At 66.9% G+C, this 19,095-nt stretch carries 22 protein-coding genes and 1 pseudogene; 12 read left to right on the top strand and 11 right to left on the bottom strand.

Going from position 1 to position 19,095, the window contains the following annotated elements:
- Positions 1-49: 49 nt before the first annotated feature.
- Genes ccsA through SACAZDRAFT_RS02360 form a run of 3 tightly spaced genes read right to left on the bottom strand, consistent with a single transcriptional unit; the run spans position 50 to position 2,132 of the window.
- Positions 50-769 carry a cytochrome c biogenesis protein CcsA gene (gene ccsA, locus SACAZDRAFT_RS02370; protein ID WP_005438281.1) on the bottom strand — a complete coding sequence of 240 codons (720 nt, stop codon included), beginning with the start codon at positions 767-769 and terminating at the stop codon, positions 50-52.
- Entirely contained in the window at positions 769-1,452 is a 684-nt protein-coding gene (locus SACAZDRAFT_RS02365) for a heme exporter protein CcmB (protein ID WP_005438280.1), read from the bottom strand. The genes ccsA and SACAZDRAFT_RS02365 overlap by 1 nt, the downstream gene beginning before the upstream one ends.
- Positions 1,449-2,132: an ABC transporter ATP-binding protein gene (locus SACAZDRAFT_RS02360; RefSeq protein WP_005438278.1), complete on the bottom strand. Its 684-nt coding sequence runs from the start codon at positions 2,130-2,132 to the stop codon at positions 1,449-1,451. Before SACAZDRAFT_RS02360 ends, SACAZDRAFT_RS02365 begins: the two co-directional genes overlap by 4 nt.
- Before the next feature lie 143 nt (positions 2,133-2,275).
- Here SACAZDRAFT_RS02360 and SACAZDRAFT_RS02355 point away from each other — a divergent pair, with 143 nt between their 5' ends.
- From SACAZDRAFT_RS02355 to SACAZDRAFT_RS02330, 8 genes are all read left to right on the top strand, one after another.
- The gene (locus SACAZDRAFT_RS02355; RefSeq protein WP_005438276.1) at positions 2,276-3,016 is read left to right on the top strand and encodes a cytochrome c biogenesis CcdA family protein; all 741 of its coding nucleotides are present in this window, start codon (positions 2,276-2,278) and stop codon (positions 3,014-3,016) included.
- Positions 3,017-3,489: 473 nt separating this feature from the next.
- A complete protein-coding gene (gene lpqS / locus SACAZDRAFT_RS24225; protein ID WP_456300013.1) occupies positions 3,490-3,927 on the top strand; it encodes a putative copper homeostasis (lipo)protein LpqS in 438 nt (145 codons plus the stop codon).
- 97 nt (positions 3,928-4,024) lie between these two features.
- Positions 4,025-5,149 carry a PLP-dependent cysteine synthase family protein gene (locus SACAZDRAFT_RS02350; protein WP_005438274.1) on the top strand — a complete coding sequence of 375 codons (1,125 nt, stop codon included), beginning with the start codon at positions 4,025-4,027 and terminating at the stop codon, positions 5,147-5,149.
- A complete protein-coding gene (locus tag SACAZDRAFT_RS02345; protein ID WP_005438272.1) occupies positions 5,146-6,408 on the top strand; it encodes an MDR family MFS transporter in 1,263 nt (420 codons plus the stop codon). The genes SACAZDRAFT_RS02350 and SACAZDRAFT_RS02345 overlap by 4 nt, the downstream gene beginning before the upstream one ends.
- Positions 6,409-6,939: 531 nt before the next feature.
- On the top strand, positions 6,940-7,518 hold the full coding sequence (locus SACAZDRAFT_RS02335; protein ID WP_005438271.1) for a DUF305 domain-containing protein: 579 nt from the start codon (positions 6,940-6,942) through the stop codon (positions 7,516-7,518).
- 175 nt (positions 7,519-7,693) lie between these two features.
- Positions 7,694-7,837: a hypothetical protein gene (locus tag SACAZDRAFT_RS22855; RefSeq protein WP_157606914.1), complete on the top strand. Its 144-nt coding sequence runs from the start codon at positions 7,694-7,696 to the stop codon at positions 7,835-7,837.
- Positions 7,838-7,957: 120 nt separating this feature from the next.
- Positions 7,958-8,116 carry a hypothetical protein gene (locus tag SACAZDRAFT_RS23585; protein ID WP_005438269.1) on the top strand — a complete coding sequence of 53 codons (159 nt, stop codon included), beginning with the start codon at positions 7,958-7,960 and terminating at the stop codon, positions 8,114-8,116.
- Positions 8,113-9,066: a M56 family metallopeptidase gene (locus tag SACAZDRAFT_RS02330; RefSeq protein WP_005438264.1), complete on the top strand. Its 954-nt coding sequence runs from the start codon at positions 8,113-8,115 to the stop codon at positions 9,064-9,066. The genes SACAZDRAFT_RS23585 and SACAZDRAFT_RS02330 overlap by 4 nt, the downstream gene beginning before the upstream one ends.
- A gap of 169 nt (positions 9,067-9,235) precedes the next feature.
- Here the strand turns inward: SACAZDRAFT_RS02330 and SACAZDRAFT_RS02325 are convergent, their stop codons facing one another.
- The 6 genes from SACAZDRAFT_RS02325 to SACAZDRAFT_RS02300 all read right to left on the bottom strand — a co-directional run bounded on the left by SACAZDRAFT_RS02325 (position 9,236) and on the right by SACAZDRAFT_RS02300 (position 15,692).
- Entirely contained in the window at positions 9,236-10,438 is a 1,203-nt protein-coding gene (locus SACAZDRAFT_RS02325; protein ID WP_005438263.1) for an aminotransferase class V-fold PLP-dependent enzyme, read from the bottom strand.
- A complete protein-coding gene (locus tag SACAZDRAFT_RS02320; RefSeq protein ID WP_005438261.1) occupies positions 10,435-11,247 on the bottom strand; it encodes an amino acid ABC transporter ATP-binding protein in 813 nt (270 codons plus the stop codon). The genes SACAZDRAFT_RS02325 and SACAZDRAFT_RS02320 overlap by 4 nt, the downstream gene beginning before the upstream one ends.
- Positions 11,244-11,891, bottom strand: a complete 648-nt coding sequence (locus SACAZDRAFT_RS02315; protein ID WP_005438258.1) for an amino acid ABC transporter permease — start codon at positions 11,889-11,891, stop codon at positions 11,244-11,246. Before SACAZDRAFT_RS02315 ends, SACAZDRAFT_RS02320 begins: the two co-directional genes overlap by 4 nt.
- A gap of 8 nt (positions 11,892-11,899) precedes the next feature.
- Positions 11,900-12,541: a transporter substrate-binding domain-containing protein gene (locus tag SACAZDRAFT_RS02310; protein WP_232286341.1), complete on the bottom strand. Its 642-nt coding sequence runs from the start codon at positions 12,539-12,541 to the stop codon at positions 11,900-11,902.
- A gap of 555 nt (positions 12,542-13,096) precedes the next feature.
- The gene (locus SACAZDRAFT_RS02305) at positions 13,097-13,579 is read right to left on the bottom strand and encodes a hypothetical protein (protein ID WP_005438253.1); all 483 of its coding nucleotides are present in this window, start codon (positions 13,577-13,579) and stop codon (positions 13,097-13,099) included.
- Between the two features lie 112 nt (positions 13,580-13,691).
- Complete coding sequence (locus SACAZDRAFT_RS02300) at positions 13,692-15,692, bottom strand: heavy metal translocating P-type ATPase (RefSeq protein WP_005438252.1); 2,001 nt, start codon at positions 15,690-15,692, stop codon at positions 13,692-13,694.
- A gap of 93 nt (positions 15,693-15,785) precedes the next feature.
- Between SACAZDRAFT_RS02300 and SACAZDRAFT_RS02295 the strand changes: the two genes are divergently transcribed.
- Positions 15,786-16,148 carry an ArsR/SmtB family transcription factor gene (locus SACAZDRAFT_RS02295; RefSeq protein WP_040927632.1) on the top strand — a complete coding sequence of 121 codons (363 nt, stop codon included), beginning with the start codon at positions 15,786-15,788 and terminating at the stop codon, positions 16,146-16,148.
- A 91-nt stretch (positions 16,149-16,239) separates the two neighbouring features.
- Here SACAZDRAFT_RS02295 and SACAZDRAFT_RS02290 read toward each other — a convergent pair whose 3' ends face one another.
- Both SACAZDRAFT_RS02290 and SACAZDRAFT_RS02285 read right to left on the bottom strand, forming a co-directional pair.
- On the bottom strand, positions 16,240-16,917 hold the full coding sequence (locus SACAZDRAFT_RS02290; RefSeq protein WP_005438250.1) for a hypothetical protein: 678 nt from the start codon (positions 16,915-16,917) through the stop codon (positions 16,240-16,242).
- On the bottom strand, positions 16,914-17,171 hold the full coding sequence (locus SACAZDRAFT_RS02285) for an SHOCT domain-containing protein (protein ID WP_040927883.1): 258 nt from the start codon (positions 17,169-17,171) through the stop codon (positions 16,914-16,916). Before SACAZDRAFT_RS02285 ends, SACAZDRAFT_RS02290 begins: the two co-directional genes overlap by 4 nt.
- Before the next feature lie 120 nt (positions 17,172-17,291).
- On the opposite strand from SACAZDRAFT_RS02285, the gene SACAZDRAFT_RS24060 reads away from it, so the two are divergent.
- The 3 genes and pseudogenes from SACAZDRAFT_RS24060 (at position 17,292) to SACAZDRAFT_RS02275 (ending at position 19,078) form a co-directional block, all read left to right on the top strand.
- Positions 17,292-17,564: a proton-conducting transporter transmembrane domain-containing protein gene (locus SACAZDRAFT_RS24060; RefSeq protein ID WP_332307665.1), complete on the top strand. Its 273-nt coding sequence runs from the start codon at positions 17,292-17,294 to the stop codon at positions 17,562-17,564.
- 422 nt (positions 17,565-17,986) lie between these two features.
- Positions 17,987-18,385 carry a DUF6153 family protein gene (locus tag SACAZDRAFT_RS02280; protein ID WP_005438248.1) on the top strand — a complete coding sequence of 133 codons (399 nt, stop codon included), beginning with the start codon at positions 17,987-17,989 and terminating at the stop codon, positions 18,383-18,385.
- 86 nt (positions 18,386-18,471) lie between these two features.
- Positions 18,472-19,078, top strand: a pseudogene (locus SACAZDRAFT_RS02275) (DUF305 domain-containing protein).
- The last annotated feature ends 17 nt before the right edge of the window (positions 19,079-19,095 follow it).

The raw sequence follows: 19,095 nt of genomic DNA, 5'->3' as shown, positions 1-19,095 counted from the left end.
CGCGGTGGCACCGTAACCGAGTGCTACCCAGGCCCATTCAAACATCAGCTCACGAACCCTTCTCCAACCGCGGAGCCAGCACCGCGTTGCCTGCCAGCTCCCGACCCTCGGCCACTTGCCTGGCCTCGAGCTCTTCCTCCAATGCCTCCAGCCGCACACGCGCCCGGACCATGACCAGGTACAACAGCGTGAAAGCCAACACGTTGACCAACAACGCCGCCAGCATGGTGTGGTCGATGCTCGGATCACCCGGTTTCAGCACAGTCGGAGGTTGGTGCAGCGTTCGCCACCACACCACCGACATGTGCACAATCGGTACTTGCACGAACGCCACCACGCCGAACACAGCCGACCGGCGCGCGCGGGCCACCGGATCAAGGGTCGCTCGCCGCAACGCGAGATAGCCCAGGTAGACGAAGAACATCACCGCCGTGGTCACCACTCGCGGGTCCCACGTCCACCACACACCCCAGGTGGGCTTACCCCAGATCGAACCGAGCACGATCGCCAGTCCGGTGAAGAACACGCCCGCCTCGGCGCTCGCTACGGCTATTCGGTCGTAGCGGGGCTGGCGCCGCCACAACCACGCCGCAGCGGCGCCCGCCGTCACCGCGAAGCTGAGGTAGGCCACCCACGCCGCGGGCACGTGCACGTACATCAGCCGTTGCAGGTTGCCCTGCAGCCGGTCGGGCGGAGCGAGCATCGCACCTGCGATCCCGATTGCCACCACCAGCGCGGTGGCAATCGACAAGCGACGTCCGAACAGCATCACGCGGCCTCCTCCAAGTGCCGGGAGACCAGGCCGAGGGCGACCGCCACGGCCAGGTCGACAGTGAGAATGAGCAGGAGCCACGACCATGGCTGGTGGCCGTACCGCGCGGCCTCCAGGACCTGCGTCGCGCCCAGCAACAGGGGTAGTGACACCGGCACCACCAGCAGCGGCCCCAGAGCGGTGCGACTCGCCAGTCCCTGCGCGAGTGCGTTGGCCAGCGTGCCCAAAAGCGCCAGCCCGACGGCGACAAGCGGGAACACCGGCAGCAGCCAGACCCAGCCGGAAAGGTCCGGGTCGTACAAGATGACCGCGACCGGTATGAGCAGGGCCTCGAATATCAACAGCAGCACCGTGTTCGCTGCCGCTCGCCCGGCCAGGCGCACCGCCGGATGCACACCGAATAGCCGCACCATCGCCAGTTGTGCCGGCCCGTCCACCGCGCTCTGCCGCAGGGTCACCAGCACACCGAACAGCAACATGACCACCCAGTACAGGCCCGGGCCAATCTGGCGGAGCAGGGGGACATCGCTGCCGATGGCCAGCGGGACCAGCAGCAGCCCAGCTGCCCCGAACGGTGCCGTCACCAGCAGCGCCTCTCCGGCCCGTAGTTCCTGCCGCAGATCTTTACGTGCCAATTCAAGACATTGCCGCAGCGCGCCAGGCGTGGTATCCGCGCTCATGCGACCACCGGCCCGGGCTGGACCGGAGTCGCCTGTCCGTCTGCGATCTTTACCACGCGATCCGCCACGTCGAGCAGCCGCGGATGATCGTGCGAGACCACGACGGCAGCGCCACCCCGGGCCCGTACCCGCCCGACGACGGCCTCGACCAACCCTGCCGAGGCCGTGTCCAGACCAGCGTGCGCCTCGTCCAGCAGTAGCAACGCAGGCTCGGTGAGTAGCACCCTGGCCAACTCGGCTCGCCGCTGCATGCCCTGCGAGCACACCTCAGCCCATCGGTCGGCGGCCCCGCCCAAGCCCACCAACTCCAAGGCCTCGTCCGCCTCTCCGTCGCGGTGACCAGTGAGCCTGGCCACGAAGTGCAGGTTCTCTCGCAACGACAACTGCGGATACAACGCCGGGGCGTGTCCTACCAACGCGATTCGCGGGCGCACCGCCGCGCAGGCCGGCGAACCGAGCGTGGCACCGAGTACGCGTCCCTTGCCCCTGGTGGGTGGCAGCAATGTGGCCAGGACCCGCAGCAGTGTGGTCTTTCCAGAACCGTTCGCGCCGATGAATCCGACGGACTCACCCCTGCGCACGGTCAGATCGAGCCCGCGCAGGACCGGCACACGATCGACGTCGACGGAGATGTCCACCAACGACACGACGGCCTCGTCGTCGGTCAATAATTTCGGCATCGATCCTGCTTCGCATGAGCGCTGAGACCGCCGGACGCGAGGCTCAGCACGGTACTGTCTACTATCTTTCGTAGGAGGATACGAGGGCATCCTCGTACCCACCCACCGGGGCCCCAACAGGCAGGAAACGGAGGTCGACGTACGTGGAGTTCTTCGCGCTGGCGTCGCTGGCGCTGGTGGCAGGCTTGATCTCGTTCACGTCACCGTGCACCCTCCCGCTACTGCCCGGTTACATCTCCTACGTCGCAGGCCTGTCGAGGGAGCAGACGGACGCCGGGCGCCTGACTGCCGGCGCGCGCCGTCGCGCGTTGCTCGGAGCCTCGCTGTTTGTCGCCGGCTTCTCCGCGGTGTTCACAGCACTCGGCGCGACATCGTCCGCGCTGGGGCTGCTACTGGCCCAGAACCTACGGACGATCAACCTGGTCGGCGGCACGTTGATCGTGATCATGGGGCTCGCCATGACCGGTCTGCTCAGGATTCCGTTCCTGCACCGCGAGTTCCGGTTCGATCTCAGCAGGTTCAGCCGCGGGCCGGGTGGAGCCTTGCCGCTCGGCGCCGCGTTCGCGTTCGGCTGGACGCCGTGCGTTGGACCGGCGCTCGCGTCCATCCTGGCCACGGCTGCCAGCACCGCGACCGTGGCACGAGGCACACTGCTGCTCCTGGCTTACTCCCTCGGCCTGGGGGTGCCGTTCCTACTGGTCGCCGTGGGAGTGGCCCGGGGCAAGGTACGCCTCAACTGGCTTCGGAACCACTCACGCCGGATCGAAGTCGCCGGCGGCCTTGTCCTCGTCGTCATGGGGATCGTGATGATGACGGGTGGCTGGACCGCCCTCATGAGTCGGATGCTCGGCTTCTACGCACGCCTCGGCTGGCCGCCCATCTGACCACCCGCACGGTACGGACTGCGCGTAGACGAATGCCAGGCGTCGGTCCAGCGTTGTCCGTTGTTCTGACTGTCGCCAAAGCTGTCCGTGTTGGCTCCGGGGCAGGACGGCGACGCGGCGGCAACTCTGCCACGCGAAAGCACTGAGCGGCCTGCCCTCCGCGTGCAGGACAACCCCAGACGTCCGCCCACCGTCCACTCGCGATCTGACCTGCGAGGGATCACACAGAGAATGATCACCTCGAGCGGTCTTTCGCGCCGGCACCCGCACAGGCCGAGAGCGGTCGAGGCCACACGGCCATGGTGGGCTCCCGTTCACGAGAGCACCCCAATCAACGATGAAGGATCGTAGTGAAGGCAGGGCACAAACGCTGCTGCAGGGGTACCCCTCCACGGCGATACCAGGGACCGAACGGGCTAATCCGCTAGGCCGTTTACCCCAACAACACCTCGCGGCTGTTAGTTTTCGTTACTGTGAGATTTCGACTGGCCGCGCATCGTCACCACTTATTAGTGGTCGCCGCCGCCTTCGCGGTGCTCGTGCCATTCGTCGCTCTGCACCTGATACTGCTGTGCGAACCCCGTTCCCATACCGAGAGTGACCACGGACATAACACAGTGCGCGCGGCCGTTGTCGCGCAGCATTCAGCTCACTTTGGACACTCCGCGAACACCGACTGCCACCCGGGTCATCCCGACCAGCAGCACGTCCTCACCGAGACCGGCCATGCGCTGCCCCGCTCCGAGGGCACGCTCGACGGCCTGGCAGCGCTCGGGGCCCTGGCGATCGCAGTGTCGATCGTCACCCAATCCGGTCCCTGCATCCCGCGGGGCTCGCCGTCAGTAGGCCACCGCACGCACCGACGAACCGGGCGCACCCTGCTTCTCGATCTCTGCATCGCACGGTCCTGAGCGCGCCAGCCGTGCCGAGCACGAGCTCGGCACGGCCACCGGCTGCAGTCCTCAGACCGCTGTTTCTCACCGCATTTCGCGAAGGATCGACACAGGGATGAACCACACACTTCTCAGCACACCGCCGGTGACCTCGTCGCCGGCCCAGCTCCTCAGTCCGGCCGCGCGCTGCCACTCGCCCGGGCATGCCATCGGCAACACGCCCGTGCTGTGGATCGGGGAACCGTTCACCGGCTCCCGCCGCGGCTTCTGGGCCAAACTGGAAGGCGCCAACCCCGGCGGCATGAAAGACCGCCCCGCCTTGCACATGGTGGGCAGAGCCAAGGAACGAGGCGAGCTCACACCCGGTGCGATGATCGTCGAATCGACCAGCGGCACTCTCGGCCTCGGCCTGGCCCTCGCCGGGATCGTCCACGGGCACCCCGTCACGCTGGTCACCGACCCCGGCATGGAACCGATCGTGCGCCGCATGCTCGCCGCACACAACGCCCGGGTGGAGCTCGTCACGCAGCCGCACCCGACCGGCGGCTGGCAGGAGGCGCGGCGCGAGCGCGTCCGGCAGCTGCTCGAGAGCACACCCGGGTCATGGTGCCCAGATCAGTACCAGAATCCGGACAATGTGGAGGCCTACGCCTCGCTCGCCACGGAGCTCATCGGCCAGCTCGGCCGCATCGACATCCTGGTCTGCTCGGTCGGTACGGGCGGGCACTCGGCCGGCATCGCCCGGGTGCTGCGGGAGTTCTGCCCGCACCTGCGGCTCATCGGAGTCGACACCGTGGGCTCCACGATCTTCGGTCAGCCGGCCGCCCCACGGCTGATGCGCGGGCTCGGCTCCAGCATCTACCCCCGCAACGTCGACTACCCCGCCTTCGACGAGGTCCACTGGGTTGCCCCCAGAGAAGCCGTGTGGGCATGCCGGAGGCTGGCCTCCACCCACTACGCGAGCGGCGGCTGGAGCGTGGGAGCAGTCGCGCTCGTCGCCGGCTGGGCCGCCCGCAACAACGACCCCGACACGCGGATCGCGGCGGTGTTCCCCGACGCTCCACACCGCTACTTCGACACCATCTACAACGACGACTACTGCGCCGAGCACGAGTTACTCGGCCCGGCACCTGCCTCCGAACCCGACACGATCGACACCCCGTCAGAACAGGTGGTGCGGCACTGGACGCGGTGCAGTCACGTTGTCGACCCCGTGACAGCGCAGGAGGCCCTCGTATGAGCCAACTCGTGAGCCAGTTCCGCACGTTCGACCGGCCGAGCAAGCTGTTGATGGTCAACCAGTTCGGCATCAACGTCGGGTTCTACATGCTGATGCCCTATCTGGCCGGCTACCTCGCCGGACCGCTCGGCCTTGCCGCGTGGGCGATCGGCCTGGTGCTCGGCGTGCGGAACTTCTCCCAGCAGGGCATGTTCCTCGTCGGAGGGACACTCGCCGACCGGTTCGGCTACAAGCCCCTGATCATCGCCGGGTGCGTGCTGCGCACCGGCGGTTTCGCACTCCTAGCCATCGTCAGCTCACTGCCCGCCCTGGTGATCGCCTCCGCGGCCACCGGATTCGCGGGTGCCCTGTTCAACCCCGCGGTGCGCGCCTACCTCGCCGCCGACGCCGGAGACCGCAGGGTGGAGGCCTTCGCCCTGTTCAACACCTTCTACCAGGGCGGCATCCTGCTGGGCCCGCTCGTCGGACTGGCCCTCACCGCGCTCGACTTCAGGATCACCTGCCTCGTGGCGGCCGCGGTGTTCGGCGCACTGACAGTGCTCCAGGCACGCGCGCTGCCACAGCACCCGGCCGACCGCGGCCCGGACCGCCGCTCTGTCCTCGCCGAATGGCGAACGGTCATCGCCAACCGCCAGTTCGTCCTGTTCTCCCTGGCGATGATCGGCTCCTACGTGCTGTCGTTCCAGGTCTATCTGGCGCTACCGCTGCAGGCACGGACGATCATGGGATCCGAGGCAGGCAGCACCGCCCTGGTCACGTCGCTGTTCGTCGTATCCGGCGCGGTCGCGATCGCCGGCCAACTCAGGGTAACCGCGTGGTTCAGCAAGCGGTGGGGACCCGGCCGCAGCATCGTCGTCGGGATGACGCTGCTGTCCATGGCGTTCGTCCCGCTCCTGCTCGTCCCCGGCGCCGCCACCGTCGGGCCCGTACTGGCCGGAGCAACCGTACTGCTATCGGCGGCCCTGCTCGCGCTCGGCACGATCGCGGTGTTCCCGTTCGAGATGGACACGGTCGTGCGCCTGTCCCGCAACCACCTCGTCGCCACCCACTACGGCTTCTACAACACCGTCATCGGCGTGGGCATCCTGCTGGGCAACCTCTTCACCGGAACCGTGTTCGGCCTGGCCCACCAAGCCGGGTGGCCACAGCTGATCTGGGCCGGGCTGACCCTCATCGGGGCGGGTTGCGTGCTGGCCCTGCACCTACTCCACCGCAGCCGCCAACTGACCGCCGAGCCGGCCGGGCAACCGATGAGGTAGCCGAGCGCATCGGCAGAACAGCATCGAGACGTCGCTATCCTGGCTGGCATGAGGAGGAGTACGCGCAGCAGTGTGCCGCAGTGGTTGCTGTTGTGCGTGCTCGCTCTCGCAGTGCTCGGCATGCACCATGTCGTCTCGACATCCCACCTGCCCGCAGCCGGAGAGGCCCACGTGGCCGACACCACCCACTCCGGCGGCGCAGCGGAAGGGCACAGCCAGTCGCCCACCGACTCGACGCCGAGCGACCCGGCGCACGACGCACTGCATTTCTGCCTCGCCGTGCTGTTCACTGCTGGCCCTCTGCTCCTGCTCTCCTCGCGGCTGAGGTCCGTACTCCGGGATGCGCGCAGTCTGGCAGCGACCCTACTCTGCTGCGCCCAGGTCCCGCGGACTCGCGAGAGATCAGTGCTCGTGGGGAGAACTCTGCTCACATCCGTCTGCGTTCTGCGCATTTAGAGGTCACGGTTCATCACCCTGACCTCACGACGATCGTCCTCCGACAACGCAGCGCAGAAGGAACCAAGACCACCGATGAAGAAATACCTCATCGGGGCGAGCGCGGCTGCCGTCCTCGCCCTCACAACGGCCTGCGGCACCGGCGATACGTCCGCCGTGGACTCGAGCCGGAGCACGCCACCGACAGCGGCCGGCGAGGCTCAGCAGAGCAGTCACAACGACAGCGACATCGCCTTCGCCCAACAGATGATCCCGCATCACGAGCAGGCAGTGGAGATGGCCGACCTGGCATTGGAGCGTTCCACCAACCCGAATGTGGAAAGCCTCGCTGAGCAGATCACAGGCTCGCAGGATCCCGAGATCCAGCAGATGACCGGGTTGCTGAAGAAGTGGGGCGCGCCTGCAGCCCCCGACAAGTCCGACATGCCGGGGATGATGAGCGGAGAGGAGATGCGGCAGCTGGAACAGGCGACCGGCTCCGAGTTCGACGTCATGTGGCTGCAGATGATGATCCAGCATCATCAGGGCGCGATCGAGCTGGCCAAGACAGAACTGAAGGAAGGCAGCGACGCCGACGCCAAGGCACTCGCCCAGCGCATCATCGAGGCGCAGGACGCTGAAATCCGCGAGATGGTGGGGCTCCTCCCGCACTGACCGGGCGATGGGCGGTGCGGGAAGCACGCCTTTCCGCACCGCCCCACGGCCGGCTTTCCGCGGCAGGCGTCGCCGGGCTCAGCCACACATTGCCTTGACGCGCTCCCTGGAGCAGGTCCAGGTACCCGGCTCGGCAGCTTTCGCCCCGTAGGATGACTCCCTATGAGGAGGCGCCATGCGCGGGCCCGGTGAACTCGAAGCCACGGTAGTGGAGATGCTCTGGCATGCGGCAGAGCCGATTAAAGTTCGCGACCTCCTGAAGCGGCTGCCGACGATGACAGCCACCCTCACCGTGTTGGCTGCCACACTGCCGTCCTGACGGCACAGCTCGGTCGCCACTCCCCAAACCACTAGTATCGATAGTAGGCCGTTTGACAGGGGATCTCGTTAGCAAGATGGCGGGAGGCGCGATGTTCAGGCTCGGCGGGCGGGACACCCGATGATGAACGTGCTGTGGGGCGCAGACGAGCCCGCCGAAGCCGGAGAGACCTGTTCTGGCAGCACTGAGGGAGCGCTGTGGCGCTTCTTTCACACAGCGTCCAAGCACGACACCGTGCACCTGCGCAACGCGCTCTCCTGGAAGGCCAACGGGCAATGACGCTGGCTTTGGCTCTGCTGGTGGGAACCATCACGGCCGGATGGCTCGTGCCCCAGGGCTTACGACGCGTCGATCTCCGCCGCCGAGACCCACGGTCCCTGCTCGTCGCCTGGCTTGCGTCGATCATGGGTGTCGCGGCAGCCGGGACGGCGGGCGTTGTCCTCCTTTTGACGCCTGGCCACGGGCCTGCCGATTCCCTCACGTGGACGTTGAACCGATGTCTGGCAGCCTTGCAGCACGGCTCCCCACCACGGTTCGAGGACCTGCTGGGTATCGCCAGTGCCGCCCTGCTGGGGGTTGTCGTCGTGCGCTGCGCTGTCGTCACGGCGCGCGAACTGCTGCGGCTACGGCGGGCAAGCCGCGAACGGCTCTCGGTGCTGCGATTGGCCGGGTGGCCGGATGCGGCCACGCCGAACACGTTCTGGCTGGCGCACGACCGGCCGCTGGCGTTCAGCCTTCTCGGCCGGCCTGGCGTGATCATCGCGACGGAAGGCCTGACCCGGCACCTGCCCGCCGACGCGGTTGCCGCTGTGCTGGCGCACGAGCGTGCTCACCTGAGAGGGCATCATCACCTATTGATCGCGGTTATGGACAGCCTGCGGCGCACGCTGCCGTTCGTTCCGCTATTCCGGCAGGCGCCAGCAGCCATCCGCGAGCTCGTGGAACTAGCCGCGGACATGTCGGCAACTCGAGTGTGCGGCCCCGCTGCCGTCCGTGCCGCGCTGCTGGCTGTCTCCGGGCATGACGCGCCCAGCGTGGCCCTGGCCATGGGGCGCGATACGGTCCGCGTGCGGCTCGCTCGCCTGGAGCATGTGGCGCAGGCACCCGAGGGCGCCCGCAGAGCGCTGTCCTGTGGTGCGGCCGGGGCCCTGGCCACCGCCGTCCCGTTCTTGACCGGCCCGTCGCTGCTGTTCGCCCTGGCGGTGCTGGCCTGCCCGGTCGGCGGCTGACACGACCGGACTCGGCCTTGCCTAGCCCATGGCCTCGGCAACCACAACGGCGTAGTCCGCGGAGAGCCGTACTGGCGAGAGGATTCCTTCGGGCTCGACCGACTCACCCCGTAGCGCGAGCCAGCCTGTCCGCGGCCGCACAAGGACCGCGACGTCCGTCACAGCCCGGCTAACGCCGGGGGCCGATGTCGCGTACTACGTCGCAGAGCATCGCGAGCTCCTCGCAGGTGTTGTAGTAGTGCACCGACGCGCGCACGAGCTCCTCGAGCCCGCGATTCTCCATGTCCAGTCTCGTCGAGGGGGTTCTGGACACACTGACGTTGATCCCGTGTGCGCCGAGCGCGGCTTGCACGTCGGCTGGCGCGACGCCGTCGACCGTGAAGGACACGATCCCGCACCGTTCGACGCCCGCGTCGTGAACTGTGACTTGGGGTAACTGAGCCAGGCTCAGCCGGAGCTCGTCGGCCAGCGCGTATACGCGCCCTCGGATGCGGTCCAGTCCCCACCCGAGAGCGTAGTCGATCGCCGCGCCAAGGCCGAGTTTGGCCGCGTAGTTGCACTCCCACGACTCGAAACGCCGGGCATCGGGACGTATCCGGTACTCGTCGCGAGCAACCCATGTCGCGGCGTGCAGATCGAGCATCGGCGGCGCCAGCTCGTCGAGCACTTCCCGCCGGACGTAGAGCAGGCCCGTGCCGCGGGGCCCGCGCAGGTACTTCCGGCCGGTCATGGACACCATGTCGCAGCCGATTTCGTCGACATCGAGCGACATCTGTCCCGCCGACTGACAGGCGTCCAGCAGGTACAGCACACCGGCGTCTCTGGCGACCTTGCCCACCTCGGCGGCGGGGTTCACCAGCCCACCGTTGGTCGGGACATGGGTCAGCGAGATGAGCCGCACCCGCTCATCGATCAGGTCGCGCAGCCTCGGCACCGAGATCTGCCCGGACTCGCCGTTGGGCACGACATCGACCCGCAGGTTGTAGCGCTGCGCCAGCTGGAGGTAGGCGATGAAGTTACTGGCGTACTCGGCCTCGCTCGTCAGGATCCGATCACCAGGACGGAACGGGACGGAGTAGAAGGCCATGTCCCAGGCCCGGGTCGCACTGTCGACCACGGCGATCTCGTCGGTACGGCAGCCGAGCAGGCGTGCCGCCGAACCGTAGACGTCCTCGATCTCCTCGGCGACCAGCGCTGCGGCTTCGTAACCACCGACACGAGCCTCAAGCTTCAGGTGCGTGACGGTACGGTCGAGCACCGGCGTCGGCATCAGGGCGGCACCGGCATTGTTGAGGTGGACGACGTTCTCGCAGCCCGGGGTCTCCCGCCGCGCTCGCTCCACGTCGAAGGTGTGCACCGCGGCCGCCGTCATATGACCTCCTCACCGACCTGCGCGGCCGGAACGTCCGTGGGCAGTGCTGAGTGATCGACAAGCCGGAGGAACGAGCGCACCCGTTCCTTGGCCGGTGTGGTGAAGAAGGTCTCGGGTGCGGCCTCCTCGACCACCACACCACCGTCCATGAACACGATGCGATCGGCGACGTCACGGGCGAAGTGCGTCTCGTGGGTGACGATCACCATCGTCATCCCATCAGCGGCCAACTCCCGGATGACCTGGAGCACCTCGGCATGCAGTTCCGGGTCGAGCGCCGATGTCGGCTCGTCGAAGAGGACCACCTGCGGCTCCATCGCCAGCGCTCTGGCGATGGCAACCCGCTGCTTCTGGCCGCCCGACAGTCGTGAGGGATACACATCGCGCTTGTCAGCCAGCCCGACCCGGTCGAGCAACCGCTCGCCGAGGGACACAGCCTCGGCGCCCGGCAGCCTCCGCACCTGCCGGGGCCCCTCGATCACGTTCTCAAGGGCCGTCATATGCGGGAACAGGTTGAACTGCTGGAACACCATGCCCGTCCGCTGCCGGACCTGCTGCATCAACCTTGCCCGCCCGCGACGGTCGCGCCGCACACCGCACTGGAAAGCGCAACCGCAGATCCGCACGTGGCCGGCATCAGGTTCCTCCAACAGGTTCATGCAGCGCACCAGTGTGGTCTTGCCCGACCCGGACGGGCCCATGAGCACGACGACCTCACCACGCTCCACCGAGAGGTCCACGCCTCGCAGTACCTCCAGATCGCCGAAGGCCTTGCGGATGCCTGTGAGTTCGATCGTGGCCGTGGTCATGCGTATGCCTTTCCCATTCGCCTCTCCAGCATTCCCTGCCCGACGGACAGCAAGGTGTTGATCAGCCAGTAGAGGGCCCCGATCATCAGGAACGCCTCCATGTACCGGAAGTTCGCGTTACCGATGCTCTCCGCCACTCGGGTGAGCTCCACAACGGTCACGACCGAGGCGAGCGACGTGTCCTTCATCAAAGCGATGAACCGCCCACCCACTGCGGGCGTCGCGATCCTGATGGCTTGCGGGAACACGATTCGGCGGAAGGTCCGCCAGTAGGGCATTCCGATCGAGGAAGCGGCCTCCCACTGTCCTTTGTCGACACCGAGGATGCCGCCGCGGAAGTTCTCGCTGAGGTACGCCCCCGCAAACAGGCTCAGCGCGAGAATCGCCGACGGGATCGGTTCGAGTTGCACCCCGAGCTGCGGCAGACCGAAGTATATGATCATGATCTGAATCAGTAGCGGGGTGCCCCGGAACACCGACACGAACATGATCGCAATACCCCTGAACACTCGAAAATCCGAGATGCGGGCCAGAGCGACGAGGGCGCCCAGCACGGAGCCGAGCGCGAACGACACCACCCCGAGCAACAGGGTCACACCCAGACCTTTGATCAACATCGGGAAAGAATCGACCAGCATGTCCATGGCTGCCCTTACCCCTGCTCCGGCGGTAAGGCATTCAGCTCCGGCACCATGTCCAGCCCGAGCCATTGCTGCGAGATACGACTCAGCGTGCCGTCGGCGATCATGCTCGCGATCGCTTTGTCGATCTCCTTCTTGAACGCGGGAGAGCCCTTGCGGAAGGACATCCCGTTGACTTCACTTTCCAGCAGCTTACCCACCGGCTTGACCGCCAGGTCGTTCTGCTTGGCCAGGTAGCTGCCTTGGAAGCGTGAGACCAGCATCGCATCGGCATTGCCTCGGGCGAGATCAGTCAAGCCCAGCGTCGCGTTTTGGTAGGTCTTGACTTGCGCACCCTGAATCTCCTCTCTGGCGAACTGCTCCTGAGTGGTGCCGGCGGACACGGCCACCACCTTGTCCTCCAGATCGGACAGCGAACCGATGCTACGGTCGCCGCTGGGAACAAAGATCGCCACGCCGTTGACTTGGTACGGCCTGGAGAAGGAAACCTGCTGCTTGCGCTCCTCGGTGATCGTCTGACCGGAGATCACGATGTCGAAGCGCTCCGCTCGAACGCCTTCGATGAAGCTCTGGAAATTTGATGCCACGAATTCGACGTTGTCCACTCCGATCCGGCGAGCCACCTCATGCGCGACGTCGACGTCGTAGCCCACAGGCTTGCCGTCGTCCAGGAAGTTCCAACGGCGGATTGGCCTGGGTCAGCGCGACTCGCAAAGTGCCGCTGTCCCGCACGTCCGCCAACACATCGGTGGATCCCCCGCCTGAGCAACCCATGAGAACGGCGCTGGCCATGGTGAGCAGGAGCGCGAGCCCCTTTCTCATTCGCCCGACTTGTGACATTCCCTTGACCTCCCTCTCGGCAGCAAAGCCGCGGCGAGACGGTGCGAGCCAAAGGCCGCCCGTTGGTTCGCCGGTTCGGTCGTGCTTTTCGTCACTCGATCGAGTGACGGAACACTATGCGGGGGTGGGGTATGGAGTCAATGGTCCACCCGAGGGCTTTTCAGAACCAGCGGAGTCGCAAGTCAGACAGGAACGGTCGAGAAATCAGCACACTTTCGGCTGTTCGAACGCATTGTCACTACGGAGACTGTCGGCCGACGTAGCCTGCCGTCCACGACAGCGTCACGGACGGCAGGCTACGTTTTCCGACACCCAGAAGGTGTAGCAGCGGTAGACATCTCGGAGCCGGTGAACCCGCGCGCGGCCGTTCAAGAAGGCCGGCAACCCTCGGTGGCGCACATGCGCCCACGCCACCGTACGACCACGGCCACGAGAAGCGCGGACAGCGAGATCACCGCGAGGACCGGCTGGATGGGTGCCCACACTCCCAACGCACCGGAGACCCCGAGCACGCCGATGACGAGCTTGTTGCAGACCGGGCATCCCACGGCGAACGCCGAGAGCAGCGAAGAACCCAGGACCCGCCTCTGGCCACGGGTGTTCGCGACCTGGGGAACGATCGCGAACCATAGCCCGGTCAGCAAAACCGTCAGAGCCAGAGCAGGGTACTCCCACCAGCGCACCGGGGTCATCCTGGTGAACCAGCCGGTGTCGATCACATCGGTCGGCACACCCACGATGAGGGCGCTCAGCAGCGCCACTCCGACTCCCCTACCCCACCGCCACGGCCGTGTGTCGGCTGCCTCCCGCACCTGCTCGCCGGCAGCGTTGTCGACGTGCTGCAACTGCATCACCGTGCCATCTCCCCTTCCACCGTGGCCCCAAAACTACGATGGTCGATAGTACACCGGCGGTCGCCGGTCAGACGTGAGATGCGCCGGCCTGTCGCAACTACACCGCCTTTCACGACCGACTACCGGCCGCATTGGCCGACTGCGCCGGTTGGCTCGCGCGGCGCCAGGCGCCGCGGCGCAGCAGGCGTAGGCCGTTGAGCCCGACGATGACGGTGGAGCCTTCATGCCCGGCCACGCCGAGCGCGAGTGGAAGGGTGCCGATGAGGTCCCAGAGGACGAGGCCGATGATGAAGGTGGCGGCGATGATGAGGTTGGCGATCACGACACGGCGGGCGCGGCGGGACAGGGCGATGACGGCGGGGATGGCGGTGAGGTCGTCGCGGACCACGATGGCGTCGGCGGTCTGCACGGTGAGGTCGGAGCCCGCTCCGCCCATCGCGATCCCGGCGTGCGCGGCGGCCAGGGCCGGAGCGTCGTTGATGCCATCACCGACCACGGCCACTCGCTGCTCATCGGTTTCGAGTTCGCGGACGGCGGTGACCTTGTCGTCGGGCAGCAGCTCGGCGCGCACGTCGGTGATACCGACCTGCTGCGCGAGCCGGACGGCGGCGGCGGCATTGTCGCCGGTGAGCAGCACGGGGTCGGCGCCGGTCAACCGGGTCACTGCAGCGACGGTGGAGGCGGATTCGGCCCGCACCTGGTCGGTGATGCCGAGGACGCCGATCGGGCGGTACTCGCAGAGTACGACCACGGCGGTGTGCCCGCGCTGCTGGAGTTCCTCGACAGCGGCGGTGGCCGTGCCGTCGATAGTGGGGAGCAGCGCGGCGGGAGAGCCGACCTGGATGAAGTGGTCCTCAATCAGAGCGGCGACCCCCCGGCCGGGCCGGGCGGAGAACTCGTCGGCGGAGGGCAGATCAAGGCCACGGTGACGCGCAGCACGCACGATCGCGGCGGCGAGCGGATGCTCGCTGGGGTGTTCGGCGGCGGCGGCCAGCCGCAGCAGCTGCTCTTCGGTGAATCGGGTACCGCGCAGCGGGCGGATCTCGGTGAGTTCTGGAGTGCCGTGGGTGAGCGTGCCGGTCTTGTCGAAGGCGACCCGCGTGGTGGTGCCCAGTTGTTCCATCACCACTGCGGACTTGACCAGCACACCATGGCGTCCGGCGTTGGCGATGGCCGCCAGGAGTGGCGGCATGGTGGCCAGTACCACGGCGCAGGGCGAGGCAACGATCATGAACGTCATCGCCCGCAGCAGCGACTCCTGCAGTGCCTCGCCCAGCAACAGCGGGATCACGAACACGGCAATGGTGGCCGCGACCATGCCCACCGAGTAGCGTTGCTCGATCTTTTCGATGAACAGCTGGGTCTTGGCCTTGGTCTGGCTGGCCTGCTCCACCATGGTGGCGATCCGGGCCACCACGGAGTCCTCGGCGCGCCGGTTCACCCGCACTCTCAGCGACCCCGTGCCGTTCAAGGTGCCGGCGAACACCTCGTCGCTGGTGGTCTTGTCCACCGGCAGCGGCTCCCCGGTGATCGTGGCCTGGTCGACCTCGCTCGCCCCGGCCACCACGGCACCGTCGGCGGCGATCCGCTCGCCCGGCCGGACCAGAATCAGATCCTCGACCTCCAGGTCAGCGGCCTGCACGCTCTCCTCGCCACCGTCGCCGGTAAGCCGGGTCGCGGTGTCCGGCGCCAAGCCCAGCAGCCCCCGCACAGCGTCTTCAGTCCGCGCGGTGGCCAGCGCCTCCAGCGCGCCCGAGGTGGCGAAGATGACGATCAGTAGACCGCCGTCCATCACCTGTCCGATCGAGGCAGCCCCGACCGCGGCGGCGACCATCAACAGGTCCACATCCAGCGTCTTCTCGCGGAGGGCTTTCAACCCTGCCAGAGCCGGCTCCCACCCGCCGGTCACATAGCAGGCCAGGTACAGCGCCCACCAGAACCACGACGGCCCACCGAGCAGCTGGACTGCCAGCCCGGCCAGGAACAGCACCAGCGCCGCAGCCGCCCATCGCACTTCGGGCAGCGCAAGCAACCGGGTTCGCCGTACAGGCGCCACAACCGATCGGGTGGGAGCCGAGCGCGTCGGTGTGACAGTGGAGAACGAAGCCACGGGTCACCTCTCATCGGTACGGGCTGACCGCCCGACCATAACAGAAGACATGAAGATGTCTTCATGTGTTTGCTGTGAGGTATGCTTTAGGCCGTGGGACACGGGGTGCAGGGCCGGGACCGGCCGGCCGCACGGCTGGACGCCGAGGCCGCCGCGAGTGTGGCGACCACGTTGCAGGCTCTGGCCACCCCAAGTCGGCTGCTGATCCTGACCGAACTTCGACACGGCCCCCTGCCGGTCACCAAACTGGCCGAGGCGGTGGGGATGGAACAGTCGGCGGTCTCCCACCAGCTCCGGCTGCTGCGCAACCTGGGCCTGGTTACCGGCACCCGTTCTGGTCGCAGCATCGTCTACAGCCTCTACGACAACCATGTCGCCCAACTCCTGGACGAGGCCGTCTACCACAGCGAGCACCTGCGTCTGGGGCTGGCGGACCGGCCCGACGCGGCTGGCTAAGCGAGTAACACCAAGGCTGTGTAGCTGTTCCTGGCCCGGAAGGTCGAGCGCTCCGACAAGCCTCCAGGGAGGCTCTGTGCTGGCCAGGGATCTATCGGGGCATGCCGGATGTGGCAGCTTCCTGCATGGCCACGAACTGCCCGTGCCAGGTGTGATACCAGACTGCTGAAGCGTGCGCGTTCACCGAGATCATTCCGACGATCTGGTTATCGCGGAGAGTGTGCAGGGTGTAGTAGCCGGGGAATGCGGTGGCCTCAGCGGCGTGGAGCCCGGGGCGGTTTTGAGTCAGCCATTGATCCGCGATCCGCAGCGCTTGGTCGGGTGTCACCGATGGCGGGCTGGATTGCGGCGTGGTGCGCGTCATCCCGTAGGCGGTGTTCCACATCATTGCCGGGCCCATTTCCAGTTGAGTGAAACCACTGGCGGGATCGAGGAGGACCTCGGTGGCGCCGCGGCTTTGTGAGTCCAGGAGCTCGGCGTAGTAGCCGTTGCTGAACTGCATGACCTCCCCGGTGCGCAGTCCGCGTTGCTGCCCGAACTGGTCGGCGGCGCGGCATGCGTCGTCGAGGGACCGCACGGGTCCGTGTCCTGGTGCGCCTGACATCATCCCGCCGTGACCAGACATCATCGGCATTCCCCCATAGCCGGGCCCATTGACCGACCCACCCACGCCCGTGCCGCCGACAACCCAGACAAGCGAGGCGACCAAGGCTGCGATGGCGAGGACCAACACGGACAGTGGAAGCCAACGGTCACGCAGTACGGTCATCGCGGGGGTTCCCGATGCCGTTCGGCCAATGTTTCCCGCGCCTGCCGATAGGCGTCCGCATCGATCTCGCCAGCGGCGAACCGCCGCTGCAGGATGTCCTCGGGGGTCTCCGGGCGGTCTCGGCTGTCACGCCCCCGGAATCCGCCCCGGGTCAACGCGACAACGGCCCAGACGATCAAGCCAATCAGCACGAGCCAGATCACCGGCATGACCATCATCCACCACGCCGCGCCGGGCCCATAACCCCACATCATCGCGTCCACCCTTCGACAACCTGCGGTACCTAACGTTCAGCGCCCGCGGCCCCCAGAACTAGAGACATTCGTCCCCTCTTGAATGGGGACCAAGAACGAATACCTGCCCGGCATGTTGATGTGGTGCCGCACGAACGGCCACGGCCACGGCCACGCCGCGCCCGCAGCGGTCTGCGTGTCCACCGAAGCGGGAACGGGTCCAGCATTCGCTGTCGTGTGCGCGTTTCCGCAGGCCGAGCCCTCGCCGACTACGCAGGCCTCCACAGACACCATCCCTGGTTGTTGCTCACGCTCGTGGTGTGTCTACTCGGGCTGGTCGGCACACAACCGACGGGTGTCTTCGCCGGCAAGCTCACAGTGTTCACCGCCACATTCGACGTCGGCCTCACATGATTGGTCGTGCTCGCCGCCGTGAACACTGTCGCCAGTCTCTTCTACTACCTCTGCTGGACCTCCCCCGCCATACGCGCCCGGAGCACGACACACCAACACCGCGACCGCCTACCTCGCCGCCACCGCGTCACTCGGCGTCGGGCTCCTTACCGGTCCCCTCCTCGCGGCGCTGCACGGGAACCTCCTCACCGACTGAAAGTGCCAGGCTCCTCAAGCGCTCACGGCGGACAGCGCCTCCGATCTCCTACGTCACCACCGAAGGCAGCGTTCATGTGTCCCAGGATGGTGGCCACAACTTCACCGTGCGCTCGCAGTTCCGGTGACCAGGTTCATGCGACCGAGCACGGGCAAAGGTCATCGAGTCGGCGTGCTTGTACGCTTGGTCGAGTGGTGACGAACGATCCTGTCGATGGAGAGTCACGGTGACGGGCCTGGAACGCCGGAGCGCGCTCGCGCGCTGGCTGCTGGTCTGTTCGGTGTTGCTCGGGCTGGTCCTCATGCACCACGTCGCGAATCAGCACATCGAACACGGTGACCCGTCGGCCACTGTCCAGCAGGTCACCACCGAGCACGACATCGCCGAGCACGACGGTTCGTCAGCACCTTCACACGAAGGCTCATCGGTACTGGCCCATCTGTGCTTCGCCGTGCTCGTCGGGTCGATCGTCCTGCTGATTCCCGTCCGGCTCATCCGCCGATTCCGGGACACCGTCACCAGCCCCAGGCCCCTCGCTGACCGGACCGGTGGTGGGCGTGCTCCCCCGAGCCCCCTACCGGCCCCGGACGGGTTCGCCTACGACCTCTGTGTGCTGCGGCTGTGATGTCACCACGTCGGGCGAGTTCATCGAGCTCGCGCGGCGTCCCGGCAACACAACCGACCTACCTACACAGAGAGGAAACAAGCACCATGAAGAAGTCCCTGACTTATGCAGCCCTCGCCACGGCGGTCGCCGCGGCGCTCGCCGCCGGATGCACCGGAGGCACCGAGGGCGCAGACACCACTGGTAACGCCGGCTCCCAGCCCAGCACAAGCGCGTCAGCTGAACAGGCCACCCACAACCAGGCGGACGTGACCTTCGTCCAGGGGATGATCCCTCACCACGAGGGCGCCATCGAGATGGCCGACCTCGCGGAGGGCCGCACCGACAACCCCGACATCCTCGATCTCGCCCAGCGCATCAAACAAGCACAGGGACCTGAGATCGACCAGCTGAACGGCTGGCTCGACGCCTGGGGCGTCAACAACGACATGCCCGGGATGGACCACGGCGACATGGGGCATGAGATGCCCGGAATGGGGTGCCGAGGACATGAAGAAACTCGAACAAGCCAACGGCGCCGAGTTCGACCGGCTGTTCCTGGAGTTGATGATCGAGCACCACCAGGGCGCGGTCGACATGTCCGAGACAGTGCTGGACGAGGGCAGCAACCCCGAGGTGAAGGAACTCGCCCAGCAGATCATCGACGCTCAGGAAGCAGAGATCAACGAGATGCGATCACTGCTGGAAGGCTGAGCGCGTTCCACAACACA

Source organism: Saccharomonospora azurea NA-128, from assembly GCF_000231055.2.
GTDB classification, from domain to species: domain Bacteria; phylum Actinomycetota; class Actinomycetes; order Mycobacteriales; family Pseudonocardiaceae; genus Saccharomonospora; species Saccharomonospora azurea.
Note: the sequence above shows the minus strand (reverse complement) of the source record. Positions and strands in the feature narration are given on the sequence as shown.